At 47.2% G+C, this 20,696-nt stretch carries 12 protein-coding genes; all 12 read left to right on the forward strand.

All coding sequences use genetic code 11. The features are described from left to right. Window positions 1-467: 467 nt before the first annotated feature. Window positions 468-3,131, forward strand: coding sequence for a TonB-dependent receptor plug domain-containing protein (locus WG68_RS01805; protein ID WP_046555913.1), 2,664 nt, complete (start codon window positions 468-470; stop codon window positions 3,129-3,131). Window positions 3,132-3,191: 60 nt separating this feature from the next. Further along, a complete protein-coding gene (locus tag WG68_RS01810) occupies window positions 3,192-4,154 on the forward strand; it encodes a class I SAM-dependent methyltransferase (RefSeq protein WP_052748910.1) in 963 nt (320 codons plus the stop codon). 74 nt (window positions 4,155-4,228) lie between these two features. After that, complete coding sequence (locus WG68_RS01815; protein WP_052748911.1) at window positions 4,229-6,166, forward strand: alpha/beta hydrolase family protein; 1,938 nt, start codon at window positions 4,229-4,231, stop codon at window positions 6,164-6,166. A 104-nt stretch (window positions 6,167-6,270) separates the two neighbouring features. After that, window positions 6,271-6,561 (forward strand): hypothetical protein, encoded by a 291-nt coding sequence (locus WG68_RS01820; RefSeq protein ID WP_046555914.1) that lies wholly within the window; start codon window positions 6,271-6,273, stop codon window positions 6,559-6,561. Window positions 6,562-6,777: 216 nt separating this feature from the next. Continuing rightward, window positions 6,778-9,306 carry a B12-binding domain-containing radical SAM protein gene (locus tag WG68_RS01825; protein WP_152663006.1) on the forward strand — a complete coding sequence of 843 codons (2,529 nt, stop codon included), beginning with the start codon at window positions 6,778-6,780 and terminating at the stop codon, window positions 9,304-9,306. 228 nt (window positions 9,307-9,534) lie between these two features. Then, the gene (locus tag WG68_RS01830; protein WP_046555916.1) at window positions 9,535-12,507 is read left to right on the forward strand and encodes a TonB-dependent receptor domain-containing protein; all 2,973 of its coding nucleotides are present in this window, start codon (window positions 9,535-9,537) and stop codon (window positions 12,505-12,507) included. Window positions 12,508-12,810: 303 nt separating this feature from the next. After that, on the forward strand, window positions 12,811-13,359 hold the full coding sequence (gene apt, locus WG68_RS01835; protein WP_046555917.1) for an adenine phosphoribosyltransferase: 549 nt from the start codon (window positions 12,811-12,813) through the stop codon (window positions 13,357-13,359). Between the two features lie 45 nt (window positions 13,360-13,404). Then, window positions 13,405-15,378 (forward strand): DNA polymerase III subunit gamma/tau, encoded by a 1,974-nt coding sequence (dnaX, locus tag WG68_RS01840; RefSeq protein WP_046555918.1) that lies wholly within the window; start codon window positions 13,405-13,407, stop codon window positions 15,376-15,378. 85 nt (window positions 15,379-15,463) lie between these two features. Next, entirely contained in the window at window positions 15,464-15,790 is a 327-nt protein-coding gene (locus tag WG68_RS01845) for a YbaB/EbfC family nucleoid-associated protein (RefSeq protein WP_019674843.1), read from the forward strand. An 18-nt stretch (window positions 15,791-15,808) separates the two neighbouring features. Further along, window positions 15,809-16,411 carry a recombination mediator RecR gene (gene recR, locus WG68_RS01850; RefSeq protein WP_046555919.1) on the forward strand — a complete coding sequence of 201 codons (603 nt, stop codon included), beginning with the start codon at window positions 15,809-15,811 and terminating at the stop codon, window positions 16,409-16,411. 123 nt (window positions 16,412-16,534) lie between these two features. Further along, window positions 16,535-18,460, forward strand: a complete 1,926-nt coding sequence (htpG, locus tag WG68_RS01855) for a molecular chaperone HtpG (protein WP_046555920.1) — start codon at window positions 16,535-16,537, stop codon at window positions 18,458-18,460. Between the two features lie 134 nt (window positions 18,461-18,594). Further along, window positions 18,595-20,526 carry a methyl-accepting chemotaxis protein gene (locus WG68_RS01860; RefSeq protein ID WP_046555921.1) on the forward strand — a complete coding sequence of 644 codons (1,932 nt, stop codon included), beginning with the start codon at window positions 18,595-18,597 and terminating at the stop codon, window positions 20,524-20,526. Window positions 20,527-20,696 lie beyond the last annotated feature (170 nt).

Below are 20,696 nucleotides of genomic sequence, written 5' to 3' on the forward strand. Positions count from 1 at the left end.
TTTTAGCAAAGCTACGCCAAGCTGAAATTTGCCTGTGATCGAGTTGATAGGGTGATTTAGTTTCCTGCTGCCGTGAAATGCCTTCTGCTCACAAACTAAACTTTGTAAAATTTTGTATACGGCGTGCGGCAGTAAGCCGGATTGAAATATGGCTGAAAATAAATATTTTATTTAAATAAGGCCTGCTTAATATATTTAAATCAATTGATTATGATAGTTTCACTCGGCTTTGTACCGGAATTTGTTGGTTTTGGGGGCTGGGTGAAAATTGTGCAAGTGCTCGTTTTGACAAGCGTAGACCGAAATTGTTCAGTAAAAGCTGTTGACCCTATGGAAAAATACCGTTTATTATCAGTACGCGAGAAATCGGAGTAAATCCGAGATGAATGGAGTGCCAATCGCCGTTAAAAGATTGGTAACTGTTAAAAATAGAATCACTAGCGAGATAGTGGTCCAGGGAGAAATACATGTATACAAATAATAAATTAAGCAAAGCTGTGCGCTTAGCTATCGCTTTCGGTGCGGCTTCAGCTACCGCTTTCACTGCCTCAGTAACAGCAGCGGAAGAAGATGTAACAGCTAAAGTTGAGCGTATTGAAGTTACCGGTTCGCGTATCAAGCGGACTGATTTAGAAGGTGCTCTGCCTGTAACCGTTATTGACCGCGAGGCAATTGAGTTATCAGGTGAAATTTCTGTAGCTGACCTGATCCGCAATACTACTTTCAACAGCGCCGGTTCTTTCCGCCCGCAATCAGGTAGTTCTGCACAAGGCGTGAGCCAGGTGAACATGCGCGGTCTGGGTGCCAGTCGTACGCTGGTACTGGTAGATGGCCGTCGTTTAACTATGTCGCCTTCAACTGGTTCATCGCAGGATTTAAACTCAATCCCGATGGCAGCGGTTGAGCGTATTGAAATTCTGTCTGATGGTGCATCAGCAGTATATGGTTCTGATGCAATTGGTGGTGTAATTAACGTTATCACCCGTCGTGATTTTAACGGCGTAGAGCTGACTTTAGGTGCTGGCCGGGTTAGCGTACCTTCAGACGGTGGCGATCGTGAAAACGGTTCAGTAGTATTTGGTTCTTCTAATGATACTACCCGGGTAATCGGTGGTGTCTCGTGGAACAAGCGCGAAATTATTTTCGAAAACGCGTTTCCTTGGGTTCAGCCAGGCAGTTCAATCTATGGTAACAACTGGCGCCCAGCCAGTGCAGCAGTATTCAGCGCTGTGCCAGGTGGATGTACCGAAGCGAACTTTATCCCTGGCCCAATAGGCGGCAGAGAGCGTTGTCAGTTTAACTTCAACGCCACTAACGCTAACGAAGCGTCAATTGGTAACGAGTCATTGTTTGTTAAAGTTGATCACCAGATTAATGATGACTGGTCAGTTTATGCCAACGCCAGCGTGGCTAAAACAAGCTCTTTTGGTCGTTATGCACCGGCTCCGGATTCAAACATCTTTTATTCTGGTTTAGCCACACCAGCAGACGGTTATAACAACCCGACTAACCCAAATGCCTGGATGTATGACGCAAACAACCCAAATCGCGTAGCTTACGACCCGGCCTTTGTTGGTGCTAATGAAGAAGTGTTTTTCTACCATCGTTTTGCTGCCATGGGTAACCGTGACAACACTATCGATAATGAGAACGTAGACTTCCTGGTTGGTGCTAGCGGTCGTATTGCTGAAATCGATGTTGATTTCGGTGCGCGTCGCGTGCGTAACCAAACTATAGGTTTAGGTGATGGTTACCTGGCTGCATCTACGGCCTGGGGTAATGTAAATAACTTTAACCCTGGCTACTGTGCTGATGGTTCATTTAACCCAGCGGCTTGCCGGTTTGGTTATGATATCCAAAACCCAGGTTCAAACCCGTCAGACGTACTGCAGGCGGGTGTTGTAACTACCGCTCGTAAATCAAACTTCGACATCAATGAATACTATGCATCTGCTGCTTTCGATTTATTCGAAATGGCTGGCGGTGTTGCCCAGGCTTCAGTAGGTGTTGAGCGTCGTGAAGAAGTCTACGCAGACAAATATGACTCACAGTCTGCTGCTGGTTTAGTAGGTGGCTCTTCAGGTAGCTCAGCTGGTGGTGACCGTTCAGTAAATGCAGCTTACTTTGAAGCATTGCTGCCTGCTACAGATGATTTAGAAATATCACTGGCAGGTCGTTTCGATAACTATTCAGATTATGGTTCAGATTTCTCACCAAAAATCGGTTTACGTTACGAAGCCGCTGAAGGCTTATTGTTACGGGCGTCTTATGGTTTAGGTTTCCGCGCGCCTACGCTTGATATCCTGACCCAAGCAACGTCTTTCTCTGCTGATTCAGTTGCTGATGCCGTTACTTGTGAAATTTTAACGGGTAGCCCAACTCAGCCTTGTCAGATTAACGCGTTCTATATCGCTAACCCTGATTTAAGCTCTGAATCATCTACTCAGTATGCCTTTGGTGCAGCTTACCAGCCAACTAACTGGTTAAACCTGACAGTTGACTACTACAATATTGAAATTGATGACCGGATCCGTTCTTTTACTTCTCAAAATTTAATTGATTTTGAAACAGAAGGTAAAACACCACCTGCTGGCTTAGGTGTTACCCGTGATGCTCAGGGTGTAATTACCCGCATTGACGCAGGTTTCGGTAACGAAGGTACCCTGGAAACTTCAGGTATAGATTTAAATGTTCGTACCAACTTTGATTTTGGTAATGCCGGTCGTTTAATCAATAACATTTATTTGTCACATATTATTGATTATTCGGTTGATGGTGGCCGTAACGAAATTAAAGACCCAGGTAGACCGCAACAGCGTATTAACCTGAACAACCAATATGTGTTTGGTGATTTCGACTTTGCGTGGAACATCAATATCATTGGTTCTCAGTACAACACCAATACGGGCGGCGTACAGGCAGGCCATATTGCTACCTGGACTACCCATGATCTGCAAGTAACTTACAATGCACCATGGAACGCTAAAATCTCTATCGGCGCTCAGAATGCATTTGAAAAGTTACCACAGTTCGGTACTTCAGCTGCAGCACGTGGTTCACGTGACTATAACTTCAACTTGTACAACGCCTTTGGCCGTGTATCTTACGTTCGGTACACTCAAAGCTTCTAATAAGTTAGTGAGTTAAAAATAAAGGCAGGCTAACCCCTGCCTTTTTCTTTGGAAAAAAACATGAATTCAACATTACATTGGGATAGTTACTGGCAGGGCAGCATTAGCCTGAATAGTTTTGGTGAGGGTGAGGCCGCCCAAGGCTATACCGGCGAGTTGTTAACATTCTGGAATAGCTGCTTTATGCAGTTGCCAAAAAATGCCACTGTAGTTGATGTCGGAACGGGCAATGGTGCTATTGCGGTTGCAGCCAGAAAATATTCAGATAACCAGCAGCTTAATTACACTATTCATGGTACAGATGCGGCTAAAATAAGCCCATTGCAAGTGTTTGCGGCAAACCCGCAATTAACCGCAATACTTAAGACGATTGAGTTTTATCCGGAATGTAGAACTGAAAAACTACCATTTGCAGATGCCACTGCAGATTTAGTCACCAGTCAGTTTGCTTTTGAATATGCTGAGCGCGAAACCGCGCTGGCTGAGTGTATCAGGATCCTGAAACCTGCCGGGTATTTCACGGCCATAATGCATCATGCTGATTCCGAAATTGCCCGAGACAGTGCTGCAGGTCTGGCGGTACTAACGGCCTTTTTGAAAGACACCTCTTTTTTCCAACATGCCCGTACCTTGCTAACTTCTATGGCGGAGCAAGCTCGCAGGCCTGATAAGCCCGCGCTTGCGCAACAAACACAGCGGGCTAATCAAACGCTGTTGAGCCTGAGTCAGCAAATTAAGCTGCAAGTGCCAGCAGAGAGCTTACATTGGTATAACGATGTGATGGCCAGAGTGGCTAAACTTATTCTTCATTTCTCAGCGGCTGGTCTTGTGCAGCTGGATGCCGAGCAGCAGGGTTTAAGCTTGTTCTGGCAGCGCTTAAGTGATCAGAAGCAGGCTTCACTGTCCGCTGCCGGAGCCGAGCAGTTCAGGCAGAGTCTGACGGCGGCTGGATATGCTTTTGAGCTAACTGAAATTAAAATAGAAAATCAATTATTTGGTTGGTTATTACAAATTCAGAAATAATTTGTAATAGTTTATTTGTTATAGCCACTTTAAGTCTGTAGTACTATGCCGTGAATTATGTACAGAGGTGTAACGTGAAAAAAGTATTGGCTATCTATTTAACTTTGTTGCTGACTGGTTGGTCGGTGTTTGCGGCAGAATCAGTCCCGGTTCGGGACTTTTTTGAGCATGCGAAATTTAACAACATGAAAGTGTCGCCAGATGGTAAGCATATTGCGTTTACCTATCAGGAAGAAACTGAAGTAAAACTGGCGGTGATGCAACTGCGTAATATGGCTGTCACGGCCAGCTTTGGCTTTGGCGACAATATGCATGTTGTTAACTTTCACTGGGGCAACCCTGGCCGTGTGTTAATGGAAGTTGCCGAAAGAACAGGCAATTTAGTTAGTATGACGGGTACAACTGTCAATTTATATGCGGCGAATATCGATGGCAGCAGACGCACAGAGCTATTCAGAACCGGTACGTCTGGCTACACTATTTTGCATTTGCTGCCTGACCAGCCAGACCGTATTTTAATTGGCAAACGCCATTATGCAGAGCGGAATGGGATGCGTGCTTTTACCCTGGATATTAATCGGGCCAGAGAGCGCTACCTTGATGATCAGCCTCAAGGGGTGATAACCGGATTAATCGCTGATAACAGTGGCACTGTTCGGATTGGGCTGGAGTACATTGAAGGAAAAAGTATTGATGAGCACCGCACCGTTATTCATTATAAAAAAAATGATAGTTGGCTAAAGCTCGATTTGGGGGCAAAACGCACCAACCCGGATGTCAGGCCATTGGGTTTTTCGGCCGATAACAGCCGTGCTTATTTTTCGTCAAACCATGATATGGCCGAAGACGATGTTGCCGGTGTGTTCGTCTATGACTTTAATACCTCAGAAGTCAGCCTGGTTGCCCGGCATGGCTATTCTGATGTAGGCCAGGCTTTCAGAAGCCATCAGGGTGATATTCTGGCGGTTAGCTACACTGCCACCAATAATGAAGTTGAGTTTATAAACCGAGAGCATCGTGACGCAAAATTATTATCGGGTTTGCAAGCTGCATTCCCAGGGCAGGCGGTTTCTATTACCTCGTTTGACCGTTTGGGCAAGATAGCATTGTTTCAGGTTAGCAGCGATCGCAATCCAGGTGAGTTCTATTTATATGATACCGAGCAGGGACAGGCACGTTATCTGGCGTCGGCTATGGGAAAACTGAGCAAAGACAGTTTGCAGCCGATGCAGCAAATTAGCTTTACTGCCCGTGATGGCAAGCTTATTCGGGGATTATTAACCCTTCCTGCAGACGCTAAGGACAACTTGCCGCTGATTGTTAATGTGCATGGGGGGCCTTTTGGTCCTTACGACAGCTGGGGGTTTAATTCTGAAGTGCAATATCTGGCCAGTCGGGGTTATGCTGTGTTGCAAGTGAACTTTCGTGGTTCAGGTGGTTATGGAGATGATTTTCAGCGTGCCGGGCGTTTGCAGTGGGGCCATGCTATGCAAGATGATGTTACTGATGGTACTTTGTGGGCCATAGAGCAAGGGATTGCAGATAAAGCGCGTATCTGCATTTATGGCGGAAGTTATGGTGGTTATGCTGCGTTGTGGGGCGTAATAAAAGAACCTGATCTGTATAAATGTAGTGTGGGGTATGTTGGTGTTTACGATATGCCTATTTTCTTCAATGGTGATGGTTCTGATGCCAGCCGTAACCGGACTATTGATCAGTATTTAAGTTCGCATGTGGGAGTTGGTAATGATTACCTTCGATCTATTTCACCTGTGCATCATGTTGATAAAATTAAGGCTGAGTTATTTATTGTGCATGGCTCTAAAGATGTTCGGGTGCCCATTATTCATGCTAATAATTTAAAGAAAGCGCTTGATGATATAGGAAAGCCATACGAATGGCTGGTTAAAGATGATGGCCATGGCTTTTTCAAAGTGGATAACAGAGTTGAGCTCTATAGCAAGATGACAGCGTTTTTTGATAAGCATATTGGTAAAGAAGAAAAGCACTGATTAGGTAGTATTAAATTTACATATATTAACAATTTGCGTTTGCAGTTTGTGTTATGTTCCGATAATGTTGTAATGGAACATCAAAATAACAGGGAGAGATATCAGTGAAATTAATATTATTGGCTATTGGGCTTACCAGTTTAATGCTTGTTGGATGTGCCAGCACCGACACTAGCGCCGCCGCAGAAAACCGGGCGTCGCGAAACTTTGATTTTGAAGTGGTGGACGATAACAACCAGGTCACCCACGTTTGCCGCACTGAGCGCTCAACGGGCAGTAATATCGGGCGGCGAAACTGTCGAACGGTAGAGCAGGTTGAAGCTGACCGCGCACAAGCCAGAGCAGATCTTGAGCGTGCGCAAGCGCCTTTAGTTTCACCGCCGCCAGGTGGTTAAGCAGCCATAAAAAAACCACTTTTAAAGTGGTTTTTTTATGGCTGCTCAAAAGCAAGTGACTGTTGTTAACCGCTTATAAGAGCGATTAAAAGTTACTTGGGTAAGGGAATAGTGCTGAAACCTCTTAAGTTAAGTGTTAAATTGCTGAAAAAGGCTAAACAGTCCGCTTATATTTTGGAGCTCTCAGCTTTGTATCTAAATCAGCAAATTATAATTATGCAACGTAATGGCCAAGCCATGCTCAGCCAGATATCCGGGGTTACAAAGCCCTTTTTGGTCCATGATATGGATCTGTTGTTGCTTTCTTTATTTATCGGCCAACATGACAAAATGCTTAATTGTCAGTCGTTCGTGGCAAATCCATTGGTGCAGCAAGTTGCGCCCCAGATTAAAGTTGAGGCTGTTTTAAACCGGGTTATACAATTACAGCAGGCTGGTGTGCTATGCGAAGAGCCGGTTGTATCTGCGGATAAAATAAGTGAGCAGCACGTTTTAATAACGCGTACCACAGCCGATGAGGCGATAACATATTCTCAACTAACAGGCGCGACACCGAGCCTGAAAGCATTAGTTCCGGACAATTTAAGTGTCAGTATTCATTTCGCGGCTATCATTACGCCGCAGGGGTTTGCCGCCTGGTCTGCCCGGCAACAACGCTATATTGCTTTGCCTGTTACCTGGCTGGTTGTGCTGCTGGCGTTTGCTGATGGTAATAATCAACAGCAAGTGGTAGCGGACAAAGTGGACTACTTTGACAATGACACCGAGGCGTCTCAGGTTATCGCTGAGCTTTATGCCAATGGATTACTGATTAAACAAAAAAAGGTGCAAAGTGCCAGCATCCAGGATATTCCGGTATTTACGCCCGCGGCGCCTAAGGCTGATGTTGCGCTAAGCTGGCAGCATATTAAGGTCGATGGCCGGATCCCGGTGTACTTTGTGCCGCATATGGAAAACCACTTTCCGCTGGCATTAGGTGTACTGTTTAGTGCGTTACAGCACTATCAGGACGGTATGTTGTTAGCACGCTTTGTGCTTATCCCCATTAACTTTTTAGAGCCGAAAGACTTGCTGAATGGTCCATATCGCAAATTTGGGCCTGGGGTATGGCTATTTTCAAATTACATGTGGTCGGTTGACTTAAACCTGCAAATCAGCCAGATGGTTAAACAACACAATAATACCAACCTGACTATTCATGGTGGCCCCAGTACGCCTGATTACCCGCAAGCCTGCAAAGATTTTATGCAAAGTAACCGCTCCGTTGATATTGCGGTGCATGGCGAGGGGGAGGTGGCCATTTCAGAAATTTTTGAAACCATTATTAAAAATAGCCAGGACAAGCTTGGCTTTGACGAATACGCGCTGACCGAAGTAATGGGTATTAGTTTTCGCAATGCGCTAAGCCAGACTGTGGTGCATACGCCAGGTCGCACCCGTATGAAAGAGGTGGATGTAATACCGTCACCGTATTTATCGGGTTTTTTTGATGGTTATGGTGGGCGTGTTGAAGCGGCCATTATTGAAACCAATCGCGGTTGCCCTTACGGTTGTACTTTTTGTGACTGGGGCTCTGCTACCAACCAAAAAGTGCGTAAGTTCGACTATGAACGGGTAAAGCAGGAAATTGACTGGATTGGCCAGAACAAGATAAAAGTAATGTGGATTGCCGATGCCAACTTTGGCATGTATGAGCGTGATATTGATATTGCCAGGCATATTGTGGCTGTTAAGCAACAGTTTGGTTATCCACATGAAGTCGTGGTGAATTACACAAAGAATTCAACCTTAAAGCTGGTGGAAATTATCAAGATTTTCACCGAGGGCAATATTATCAGCCAGGGTATTATCTCTATCCAAACGACCGATGAGGGTACGCTGGATGTGATAAACCGCAAAAACATCCGTACTGAGCGCTATGATGAGCTGACGGAGATTTTCTCTGATTTAAAGTTGCCGCTATCAACCGACTTAATGATAGGGCTGCCGGGCATTACCGTCGCAGCATTTAAAGAAGATTTGCAGCGCTATATAGATATGGATGTATCGGTTAAAGCCTACCCAACCCAATTGTTACCAAACAGCCCGATGGCAGATCCGGCCTATATCGAGAAATATCAGATTAAAGTTGATGCCCATAATTTTCTGATCTCCAGTTTTAGCTATTCTGAACAAGACCTGGTGCAGATGAAAGCGATGTATCAGTTATACGTGATGGCAGACGGATACTCGTTGCTGCGCTATGTGATGCGCTATTTGCAATGGGAGCATAATATTGCCGCTATGCAGTTTTTGCAGGATCTGCTGCAACAGGTAACAGAGCAACCAGGCCAGTATCCACATATCAGCTGGGCAGTGCGATTTTTCAATCAGGATAAAACGATGCCGGGTGGCTTTGCCACATTTTATCAGCAGATAGCGCAGTTTATTCAACAGCACTACCAGATAACGGCAGACCCGGGCTTAGCGACCGTGCTGCAGGTGAATTTGCTGTGTATGCCGGATGATACCTGCAGTTATCCGCTTACCACTGAATTGCAGCATGATTTTAATCGTTATTTCAAAGAGTTTAAGCAGTTAAACAAGCCATTAGCTGATTATCCGCCGGCGTTATTTCAGGTGACTGATCCTAATTCTATGGTCAGTGTTGATATGAATTATCTGCAGTACGATACCCATCAGTTTTTCTGGGAGCTGCATTCAGACGTATCGCGACCCAAATCAATTTCAGATTTTACTGCCTGAACGTGGCGATTTGCTAAGGCGCTGGCTGACTAATAATCGCGTATGAGATGACTTTCCTGTTTTTGCGATGAACCGCGGAACTTTTTATTGACCCTGGCTGAATCGCTATGCATATTAGGGGTGGTTGTTGCTAAGCTTCTTAGCAATAACCATAAATTCGGGCTGGCAAAGCACCGGAACAAATAAAATAAGAATCGCTTTTAGAAAAAGTGATCCAGGGAGATAAAAATGTTCACAAATAGCAAACTAAGCAAAGCCGTGCGCCTGGCTTTTGCTTTCGGTGCCGCATCCAGTATGTTGGCAGCGGGAGCCGTTTCAGCCCAAACTGAAACAGAAGAAGAAGAAGCTAAAGCTGAGAAAACCGAACGGATTCAGGTGTTAGGTTCACGTATTCGTACCGATGGTTTAGATAGCGCCACGCCAGTTACCATTATCAGTGCTGAGATAGCAAAAGACCAGGGCCTTAGCACCTTAGGTGAATTACTGCGTACCTCAACCATCGCGGCCGGTTCAAGCCAGTTAATTTCTGCCTTGTCAGTCGGTTTTGTTACCGCTGGTGGTGCTGGTAACGAGTCAATTTCAATGCGTGGTTTAGGCGCAAACCGCACTCTGGTATTGTTAAACGGTCGTCGTGCCGGGCCTGCCGGTACCCGTGGTCAGGTTGCAGCTTTTGACCTTAACTCTATTCCTTTATCAGCGGTAGAGCGAGTTGAAGTATTAAAAGATGGTGCATCTTCGTTGTATGGCTCTGATGCGGTAGCGGGGGTAATCAATATTATTACCAAAAAAGGCGATGGTTCGAATGTTACTGTTAGCTTAGACCAACCTTTTGAAAGCGGCGGTGAAAATTACCGGATCAATGCCACTTACGGTAAGACCTTTGACCGGGGCTCATTCCGGGTGGTCGGTGATTATAATATGCAGACTGAGTTAGCGCGTGGCGATCGTGATTTCTTCGCCTGTAACCAGCGGATGTTCTATAGCCAAACCACAGGTGAGCGGACTGATCCTATCGATCCACGTACCGGTGATTACCACTGTAGCGCTGCACAGTATGGTGTTTGGATTTTTAACTATGCTCCAGGGGCCTCTAATTTCCGGCCTGCAATCAAGGCGCAGTATGACTATGATGGCTTTTTCCAGCAGGCTAACCGGCCAACCTTCGATAGCCTGATTACTGCCCCAGGCCCGAACAATATTAGCGTACCGAATGGCTGGTACCCGGTATCTTATGACAAAGACTCGGATGGCTGGGCAGATGCTGACCATCCTTTCCAGGACCGCCAGTCTATGATCCCTGAAAGCAAAGTTGCTTCAGTGTTTATGATGGGCGATTACGATTTAACCGACAATATTTCTGCTTACTCTGAATTGACGCTAAGCCAGCGTAAGACATCAGTAAACAGCTTCCGTCAGTTCTGGACTGCTCAGCTAGCTGCTAATGGTTACATCTTTGGCGGTACAGTTGATGGCTGGGATGGTTCAGTAGGTTATATGCCGGTAGCCATGACGGACCACACTGGTACCGAAACAACAGTTAATTACAGCCGTTACGTATTGGGGCTTGAAGGCTCGCTGGGCGACTGGAACTGGGATATTTCTTACCAGAACAGTTATAACAAAGGTGAGTACGATACTAAAGTTATACTTTTTGATGCCATGTTGATGGCGCAGAATGCCGTTTATGGCGGCCCATGCGCGGGTGCAGTATCGCCTGTTTCAGGTAAAAACTGCGTTACTGTAGACTGGCTAAGCCCTGACCATATAAATGGCAATCAGCCACAGCAAGTAAAAGACTTTTTGTTTGACACCGATTACGGCCGAACCAGCTATCGTCAGCAGACGTTTGATGCCTATATTACCGGTGACTTATTTGAATTGCCGGCAGGTATGGTGGGTGTAGCGGTAGGTGGTTCGTTACAGCAAGACAAACTGAATGATATTCCGGGTGAAGCAACCTTAGCCGGTAACTTATGGGGCTCAACCGGTGCAGGTATTACCCGCGGTAAAGCCGATACCACAGCGTTTTACAGCGAATTCTATATTCCATTGTTACGCGACATGTTCCTGGCGGAGCAGTTCGATATTACTGCGTCTGGCCGTTGGACTGACGTGTCAACCTATGGTGCAGATACCACTTATAAAGTTTCGGCGAACTGGGTAATTGGCAGTGGTTTCCAGGTGCGTGCTTCACGCGGCAGTTCATTCCGGGCGCCAGCGTTGTTTGAATTGTTCTTAGAGGGCCAAACCGGTTTCTTAAACCAAACGGGTAACGATCCTTGTCTGAACTGGGCTGGTCGTTTAGCGGAAGGTACTATTGACCCACGGGTTGCTCAGAATTGTCAGGCAGATGGTGTACCTGAAAGTTATGTCGCGCCAGGCAGCTCAATGACATCTATTACCGGTGGTGGTGCTGGCGTACTGGAAGCAGAAACCTCGGTATCAAAAGGCATTGGTATTGTCTGGAAGAGCCCGGAAGATACCTTTGGTTTTTCAGCAGATTACTATGACGTAGTGATCAGCGGTCAGGTATCGAACTTAGGTGGTGGTACGGTGATTGGCTTGTGCTACCGCTCAGAGAACTTCCCAACAGATCCACTGTGTAACCAGTTTACCCGTCGTAACGGTACCGCAGGCGATTATGGTATTGATACCGTACGGGGTGGTTATGTGAACATCGCTCAGCAAAAAGTACGTGGTACTGATTTTATGCTGACCTATCAGGATGATTTCGATTTTGGTTCGTTACGCGTTCGTTGGGATCATACGGTGCAGTTTGAGCGTTCCTTTAAACAGTTCCCTGACAGCACGCCGTCACAGTATGTTGGTGATGTTGGCGATCCTAAGCATGTTGGTGGTATCAGCACTACGCTGACCCGTGATGACTGGCGCTATACCTGGAACATGCGTTATGTGTCAGGTACAGACGATTATAAGTACTTTGCTAACGAAAACAGAACTACCTACCGTGGTCAGCCTTCTACTTTTGTAGCAGAAACCCCAACTTACATTCTGCACTCAGCGTCAGCGCAAACTGAGCTATATGGCATTGATGTAACAGTAGGTATTGCTAACCTGTTTGATAAGAAACCACCACAGGGTTCACCAGCTGGTGTACGTACTGCGGGTAACTCAGTACTGTATTCTCAGTATGAGTTTATTGGCCGCCGTGCGTTCTTGAACTTATCTTACGATTTCTAAGCTGAATAACCGTTAAGTTACGAATAAAACCCCGCTAAATGCGGGGTTTTTCTTTTGGGTTATTCGCCAGCAGTGCTTTTCAAACCGGGCTAAATTCATTACCATTAGCGCCCTTAAAAAACTGTTTATTAATAGCAAAGAGTGGTGAAGATGGCCGACGAGAATTTTAAAGATTCATTTAATTTTTGGCAGTTTCTGGCTTTGGTTGCCTTTTTTGTTGTGTTGCTTTGTCTGGTGCCAATAGTGCGCTGGATCCAAATCCTGTTCTGAGCTAGAAAAGTCAGTTAACTACAAGGTACAGCTATGAGTTTGCTACAACTTGCCACCGATTTAAAGCAGGTAATTAAAACCGTTCCTGACTATCCAAAGCCGGGTATTACTTTTCGCGATGTCACCAGCCTGATGCAGGATGGGCCTGCCTTTAAAAAGGTGATCGACGCTTTCGCCGGTTATTATGCTGATAAGGGTATTGGAAAAATAATCGGTACTGAGTCACGCGGTTTTATTTTTGGCGCACCGTTATCTTACGCTTTGGGGATCCCCTTTGTGCCAGTACGTAAGCCGGGCAAGTTACCGCGTGAACGTATTTCGCAGCGCTACACCCTGGAATATGGTGAAGACGCGCTGGAACTGCATGCCGATGCCATCGAAGTGGGCGACCAGGTGTTGCTGGTGGATGATTTACTGGCTACCGGCGGCACCATTGATGCAACCGTGCAGTTGGTGCGGCGCTTAGGCGGCACCGTTAACCACGCTGCTTTTGTCATTGCTTTACCAGAACTTGGTGGGGTCAGCCGCTTGCAGGCATTGGGTTTAAATATTCTGAGTCTGGTTGAGTATAACGGCGAATAAGTTTAGGCTAGTGCCACACCTTATTTATTGGCATCAGGCTGTAACATGAGTTATCAGGTTTTAGCGCGCAAGTGGCGGCCAAAGCAGTTCGCTGAACTGGTTGGCCAGGGCCATGTTAAAACGGCCCTTAGCAATGCTTTGACTAGCAGCCGTTTGCATCATGCCTATTTGTTTACCGGCACCCGCGGGGTAGGCAAAACGACTATCGCCCGTATTTTTGCCAAAAGTTTAAATTGTGAAACCGGCGTCACCGCAACGCCTTGTGGTGTATGCAGTGCTTGCCTGGAGATTGACGCCGGTAACTTTGTTGATTTGCTGGAGATAGATGCCGCGTCGCGAACCAAGGTAGAAGATACCCGCGATTTGCTGGATAACGTGCAATATGCACCCAGCCGCGGTCGCTTTAAAGTGTACCTGATAGACGAAGTGCACATGCTGTCGCGTCATAGTTTTAATGCTTTACTTAAAACCCTGGAAGAGCCCCCGCCGCATGTGAAATTTCTGCTGGCGACCACCGATCCGCAAAAATTACCGGTAACGGTATTGTCACGCTGCCTGCAATTCAGTTTAAAAGCGTTAAGTCCGGATCAGATCGCCGGTCATCTGGCGCAGGTGTTAACTGCCGAGCAGATCTCTTTTGACACAGCGGCTTTGGCCTTGCTGGCTAAGGCTGCCAATGGCAGTGTGCGCGATTCCCTTAGTTTAACTGATCAGGCGATAGCACAGAGTAACAGCCAGCTGACGAAGGAAGCGGTGCGCGATATGCTGGGGTTTTTAGATCAGCAATTTGCCAGTGCTATTCTCAGCGCCATTTTAAGGCACGATTACCCGGCCATGCAGGCCGAATTACAAGCCCTTATTAGTCAGCACAGCGATTACAGCCGGGTGTTAGACGACATGCTAAGCCTACTACATCAGGGAGCGTTAACCCAGCTAGAGCCAGCTGCGGCGCAATTGTCAGAGCAGCCTGAATTTGTCGCTGAACTGGCTGCCAGCCAAAGCCCGGAAGCTTTACAGTTATATTATCAATTGTTGATTAGTGGTAAGCGAGAATTGAACTTTGCTCCGGATCAGCGCACCGGCCTGGAGATGGCGTTATTAAGAGCGCTGGCATTTGTACCGGCTCCTGCTGCAATACAAGCGACAACCAATGTTGCAACACCCCAGCCAGAGGCCGCAAGAGTGGCTGGCGCTGCTAAGGTGGTAGCGGCGGCACCTGCCGCTGTTGAACCACCGCCTGAGCGCTTAGTCAGTGGTACCGTGTCGTCTGTTGCCATGGCGCCAGCGCCGCCCGCAGACCTTGCTGAAACGGCCTCATCAGATACAACGCGTTCGCTGCCAGGCAGTATCGATGCATTAACTGCCAGTATTATTAAACGCCGCGGCTTAACGTCGGATGCTGAGGCGCCACCGCCAAAAAAGTCTGAGCACCGGCCAGTACCGGTGCCTGCCGAGCCAGCAAAGGGGGTAGCAGTATCTTACCCGGATGAGGCTGAAGCTGAACCTGAACAGCTGTATCCGGAAGACCCGGCGAATATAGCGATGTTAAATTCGTTGTGGCAGCAAAGCCACCAGCAAGCTGAACCGGCAAAAGAATTTAGCGGCGAAATTAACGAGCAGAACTTTTCGATTCGCTATGCTGCAGAGGTAGATAGCTGGGCAGCGTTAATTGAGAAGATGCCGGTGGGGGGGTTGATGCGGCTGTTTTTACTGAACAGCGCTATGCAGTTACAACAGCAACAACTGACATTGCTGGTACACCAGAGCCAACAACATCTGGATAAAGCCGATTTCCGGCAGGAATTGCTGAGGCTGCTAAGCGATGCAATTGGTGAGCCACTGCAATTGCAAGTAAGTTATAGTCATGAGGTATTGCAATGTCCACTGGCCATTCAACAGCGGATTGAGCAGGAACGGATAAGCTATGTCAGTCGCTTAATGCAGGACGACCCTAAGATACAGCAATTGCAGCAGCAGTTTGCTGCCAGCTTGCTGTTAGATACCCTGCAGGTTAATTAGCGCAGGTTGGCATCAGTTGCTTAACTTGTAATTTATGGCGGAACTGATTATCTTGCGCCAACAATTTTAAAAGAGAGATAAAGCTATGTTTAAAGGTGGTATGGGTAACATTATGAAGCAGGCGCAAGCCATGCAGGAAAAGATGCAAAAGGTGCAAGCTGAGATTGCCAATATGGAAGTCACTGGCGAGTCGGGCGCGGGTCTGGTTAAAATTACCATGACAGGTAGCCACAATGTGCGCCGGGTGGAAATTGACGACAGCTTACTGGCTGATGACAAAGAGATGCTGGAAGATTTGGTAGCCGCAGCCTTAAATGATGCGGTGCGCCGGGTGGAAGATAACAACAAAGAACAAATGGCCAAAGTGACCGGTGGTATGCAATTACCGCCTGGTATGAAACTTCCGTTTTAGTAAAGGCAGTACAGCAGTATGAGCAAACTGGCACCCCTGGTTCAGCAGTTGATCGAAGCGTTGCGGGTTTTGCCCGGTGTTGGGCCTAAATCAGCGCAGCGCATGGCGTTTCAGTTGCTGGAACGCAACCGTGAAGGCGGTGCGCGGCTGGGGGCGGCATTAAGTAAAGCCATGCAGCAGGTTGGACATTGCCAGTGTTGCCGGACGTTTTGTGAAACTGAGATTTGCGCGCTGTGTGCCGATCCCGTGCGCCAGCAAGCTGGCACTTTATGTATTGTCGGTTCAGCATCTGATCAGCTGGCAATAGAACATACTGGCCAGTTTAACGGCTTGTATTTTGTACTAATGGGTTATATTTCGCCGTTAGACGGCATCGGGCCTGCTGAGCTGGGGTTGCAACAACTTGATAAACAACTGGCTAAAGGCCAGATCAGTGAAGTGATCCTGGCAACGAATCCCACTGTGGAAGGTGATGCCACCGCTTTTTATCTGGCTGAGCTGTGCCATAAACACCAGATTGCAGTCACCCGCCTGGCCCAGGGTGTGCCAGTAGGCGGAGAACTGGAATATATCGACGGTACCACCCTATCGCATGCCTTTAGTGGCCGGAAAACCTTTTAAACAATTTCTCCTGATAATGTTTTTTGGCTTGAATTCGGTTGGCTGTTACCCCATATAACAGGCAACTGAGCGGCGCAGTTGCGCCTTATTATTTCGTGAAAACTACGTTCGAGGACCCCAATAATGAGTGATAATACTGCCACTAATCCTGGTCAGAAGCAGACTCATGGCTTTCAGGCTGAAGTAAAACAACTGCTGAACCTGATGATCCATTCACTGTATTCCAATAAAGAAATCTTCCTGCGTGAATTGGTATCTAATGCTTCTGATGCTGCAGACAAGCTACGTTTTCTGGCCTTGTCTGACTCGAGCCTGTATGGCAACGATGGCGAACTAAGAGTACGGATCAGTTTGGATGAAGCGAACCGCACCCTGACCGTCAGCGATAACGGTATTGGTATGACTGAAGAAGAAGTCATTTCCCATCTGGGTACTATTGCCAAGTCGGGTACCAAGGAGTTTTTCTCGCAGTTATCGGGTGATCAAACTAAAGATTCCAAGTTAATCGGTCAGTTTGGGGTGGGGTTTTATTCAGCGTTTATTGTTGCGGATAAAGTCACTGTGCGCACCCGCAAAGCTGGCGCTGCGCAAGCGGTAGAGTGGGAGTCGGCTGGTGAAGGGGAGTATACATTAGCACCTGTGACTAAAGAGGGGCGCGGTACCGATATTATTTTGCACCTGCGCGAAGGCGAAGATGAATTCTTAAGCCGTTGGAAGGTTGAAAGCATTATTACCAAATACTCTGATCATATTAGTATTCCGGTAGAGATGTGGCAGGAAGGTAGTCCGGAGCGTGAGGAAGACGGCGAGACGATAGCGGCCATAGCAGGCAATTGGCATGCGGTGAATAAAGCCACTGCGCTGTGGACCCGGGACAAATCTGAGCTGACTGAGGCCGAGTATCAGGAGTTTTACAAACATATTTCACACGACTGGAGTGAGCCCCTTAGCTGGAGTCATAACAAAGTGGAAGGCAGTAGCAATTACACCAGTTTACTGTATGTGCCAAAAAAGGCGCCATTTGATATGTGGAACCGCGAGGCGAAGCATGGCCTGAAACTGTATGTGCAGCGCGTTTTTATTATGGATGATGCTGAACAGTTTATGCCAAGTTACCTGCGCTTTATTAAAGGCGTGCTGGATTCCAGTGATTTACCGTTAAACGTATCCCGGGAAATTCTGCAAGACACTAAAGTGACGCAGAGCCTGCGTAAAGGCTGCACCAGCCGTACTTTGAAAATGCTGGAAAAGCTGGCGAAAGACCCTGAGCAGTACCAATTGTTCTGGGACGAGTTTGGCCAGGTGCTAAAAGAAGGCCCGGCTGAAGATATGGTGAATAAGGAGCAAATTGCCGGCTTGCTGCGCTTTGCCTCTACCCACAACGACGACGCTAGCCAGAACGTGGCGCTGGCAGATTATATCGGTCGAATGAAAGAAGGCCAGGATGACATTTACTATGTGGTTGCCGACAGCTATCAGGCAGCCAAGCATAGCCCGCATTTAGAAGTGTTCCGTAAAAAAGGTATTGAAGTCTTGCTGCTGTCGGATCGGATAGACGAGTGGTTAATTCAGCACCTGCCAGAGTTTGACGGCAAAAAACTGCGCTCAGTAGCCAAAGGTGGTTTAGATTTATCGAATCTGGATGATGAAGAAACCAAAAAAGCCCAGCAGGAAACCGCAGAAGCCTTTGCCAGTGTGTTGACGCGCTTTAAAACGGCACTGGGTGACGAGGTTAAAGATGTCAAGGTGAGCCATCGCTTAACCGATAGCCCGGCGTGTATTGTGACTGACGAGCACGATATGAGTACCCAGATGTTAAAACTGATGGAGTCGGTTGGCCAGAAAGTGCCGGATGTGAAGCCGATATTCGAGTTAAACCCCGAGCATCTGCTGGTAAAACATATTGCCGATGAAACTGATGATGCCCGCTTTAACGAATGGGCGCAGGTATTGTTTGAGCAAGCTTTACTGGCTGAGCGTGGTAGCCTGAAAAACCCGGCCGGTTATGTCACCAGGTTAAATAACTTACTGTTAGCTTTAGCAAAGTAACCGACCAGTTATAGTGACTCAGCCCGCCGGTTGTACCAACGCCGGCGGGCTTTTTATTTATAAGTGCTAACTCGCATCTTGCTGATTTATAACTATACTCAGACCCATATCGATATCAGGATTAGGGGAACGTAATGTTAGCAAGCTGGAGGCGTTTAAGTCTGGGCGTGCGGCTGACGGTCAGTATGGTAGGCCTTATTTTAGTCGCTATTATTGTGCTGACCAGTCTGGTTTTTATTGAGTATAAGAATTCACGCACCGAAGCGGTGCTCAGTAGTTTACAGGAAGGCGGTGGTGCTAATGCCAAAGCTTTTAGCAATTGGTTGCTGGTACGCCAGGAAGAAATGCGATATCTGGCCAGCTTACCTCAGGTGCAACAAGGTGATTTAGGGCTCAGTGCCAGTTTGATGCAGGTGTTGGCGCAAAGTCAGGGGTATTACGATACCATTTTTGTGGTGGGGCCAGATGGCAGGGGGCAAACGGGGGTCAGTTATGCTAATGGCCAGGCAAGAGTGCTCAGTGCTGGTGAAGCGCAGGATTTTAATGTGGCAGACCGTGCCTGGTTTCGTCAGGCGATTGCCGGCCAGGATAGCTTTTCCCAACCGATAGTGTCCAGAGCGACCGGTGCCAGGGTTAGTACGGTTGCTATTCCTATCAGGCATAATGGTCAGGTTGTCGGTGTTATGCGTGGTGCGGTGCAACTAAGTACCATTTTTGACATGGTTAATGCACTTAGTCACGACAGCTATACTGAAATATATCTACTGGATAATGAAGGTGCCGCCATTACCGACGCGCTGTCATTACGCAATGCCAGCGGCCCACTTACGACTATTGCTGCAGATGCTACCCGCGCTAAGCGTAGCGGTATTGGTCATTACTCCAATGCAGCTAATGTTAAGGTTATTGGCAGTTATAATTATATCCCGATGTTGGGTTGGTCGCTGGTATTGGAAAGCCGCGAAGCCGAAGCGTTAGCAGCGGTAAGTAGTATGCTCAGAACCTTGATCCTGATTTCAGTCGTGGTGCTAATTGTAGCGGCGCTGATATGCATTTTACTGGTGCGCAGTGTGACTAAATTGCTTGGTGGTGAACCTGAATATGCCGCTGCCGCGGTGCATCAGGTGGCTGAAGGTGATTTGACAGCTGACATTGTCTTAAAAGCCGGTGACACTCATAGCTTACTGGCGTCTATTGCCAGTATGCAGCAAAACTTGCGTAAAATGATTGGACAGGTAGGTAACTACTCTGATCAGGTTGCGTCTGCGGCTACCGAATTGGCACAAATTAATGAGCAGACACGCTATGGAATTGAGCAGCAAAATAGTGAAATTAATAACTCTGCAGTAGCGATGAACCAGATGACTACCTCTTTGGAAGAAGTCTCGCGCAATACGCAACAAGCCGCACAGGCAGCATCGGCGGCAGAGCGTGACACGGCACATGGCCAGCAAATAGTCAGTACAACTTTGCAGGATTTGGATAAGTTATCCGCTGAAGTTAGTAAAGCCTCTGAAATTATTAATTTACTCAAACAAGATAGCGATCATATTGGTAGCATTTTGCAGGTTATTGAAAGCATAGCCGAGCAAACTAATTTACTGGCATTGAACGCGGCTATTGAAGCGGCGAGAGCCGGAGAAAGTGGCCGCGGTTTTGCGGTAGTGGCCGATGAAGTCCGGACCCTGGCCAGCCGCACCAAAGATTCCACTACTGAAATAAAACAAATGATTGAAAAGCTGCAAACCGGTACTGAGCGTGCTGTAAAAGCTAATCAAAGCAGTGAAAGCTCAGCTAAAGCAACTGCAGAACGAGCTGGGAGTGCAAGTCAGGCACTGCTGGCGATTAGTGAGGCGGTGGAGCTTATCAGCAGTACTGCGCATCAGATAGCCAGTGCCACTGAGCAGCAAACTACCGTATCGCGTGACATTAACCAGAATATTCACCGGATTAGTGACGTTGCTGTGCAAAATAGTGAAAATGTGGTGCAATCGGCCAGTGCCAGTGATGCCTTGTCAGCATTGGCTGAACAGTTGCAGGAGCTGGTTCGCCGCTTCAGACTTTAGTCGATATTAGCTCTGGTAACAGATAGAAAAGCTGTGGTTTTCACAGCTTTAGTCGCAAAAATGTGTCAGAGCCTGCAGTTTGCAAGGCTATCGACTAAAGGCTAATGAATACGCGACCTCAGGTAGCACCAGTAGACAAATTTCTTGTCTCAGCAAGCACATTGTGTAAA

The sequence above is a fragment of the Arsukibacterium ikkense genome, from assembly GCF_000987775.1.
GTDB classification, from domain to species: Bacteria; Pseudomonadota; Gammaproteobacteria; order Enterobacterales; family Alteromonadaceae; genus Alishewanella; species Alishewanella ikkense.

Coding starts and splice junctions, on each gene's coding strand:
- WG68_RS01805 (WP_046555913.1), top strand. CDS start 468: ATGTATACAAATAATAAATTAAGCAAAGCTGTGCGCTTAGCTATCGCT.
- WG68_RS01810 (WP_052748910.1), top strand. CDS start 3,192: ATGAATTCAACATTACATTGGGATAGTTACTGGCAGGGCAGCATTAGC.
- WG68_RS01825 (WP_152663006.1), top strand. CDS start 6,778: ATGCAACGTAATGGCCAAGCCATGCTCAGCCAGATATCCGGGGTTACA.
- WG68_RS01830 (WP_046555916.1), top strand. CDS start 9,535: ATGTTCACAAATAGCAAACTAAGCAAAGCCGTGCGCCTGGCTTTTGCT.
- apt (WP_046555917.1), top strand. CDS start 12,811: ATGAGTTTGCTACAACTTGCCACCGATTTAAAGCAGGTAATTAAAACC.
- dnaX (WP_046555918.1), top strand. CDS start 13,405: ATGAGTTATCAGGTTTTAGCGCGCAAGTGGCGGCCAAAGCAGTTCGCT.
- WG68_RS01845 (WP_019674843.1), top strand. CDS start 15,464: ATGTTTAAAGGTGGTATGGGTAACATTATGAAGCAGGCGCAAGCCATG.
- recR (WP_046555919.1), top strand. CDS start 15,809: ATGAGCAAACTGGCACCCCTGGTTCAGCAGTTGATCGAAGCGTTGCGG.
- htpG (WP_046555920.1), top strand. CDS start 16,535: ATGAGTGATAATACTGCCACTAATCCTGGTCAGAAGCAGACTCATGGC.
- WG68_RS01860 (WP_046555921.1), top strand. CDS start 18,595: ATGTTAGCAAGCTGGAGGCGTTTAAGTCTGGGCGTGCGGCTGACGGTC.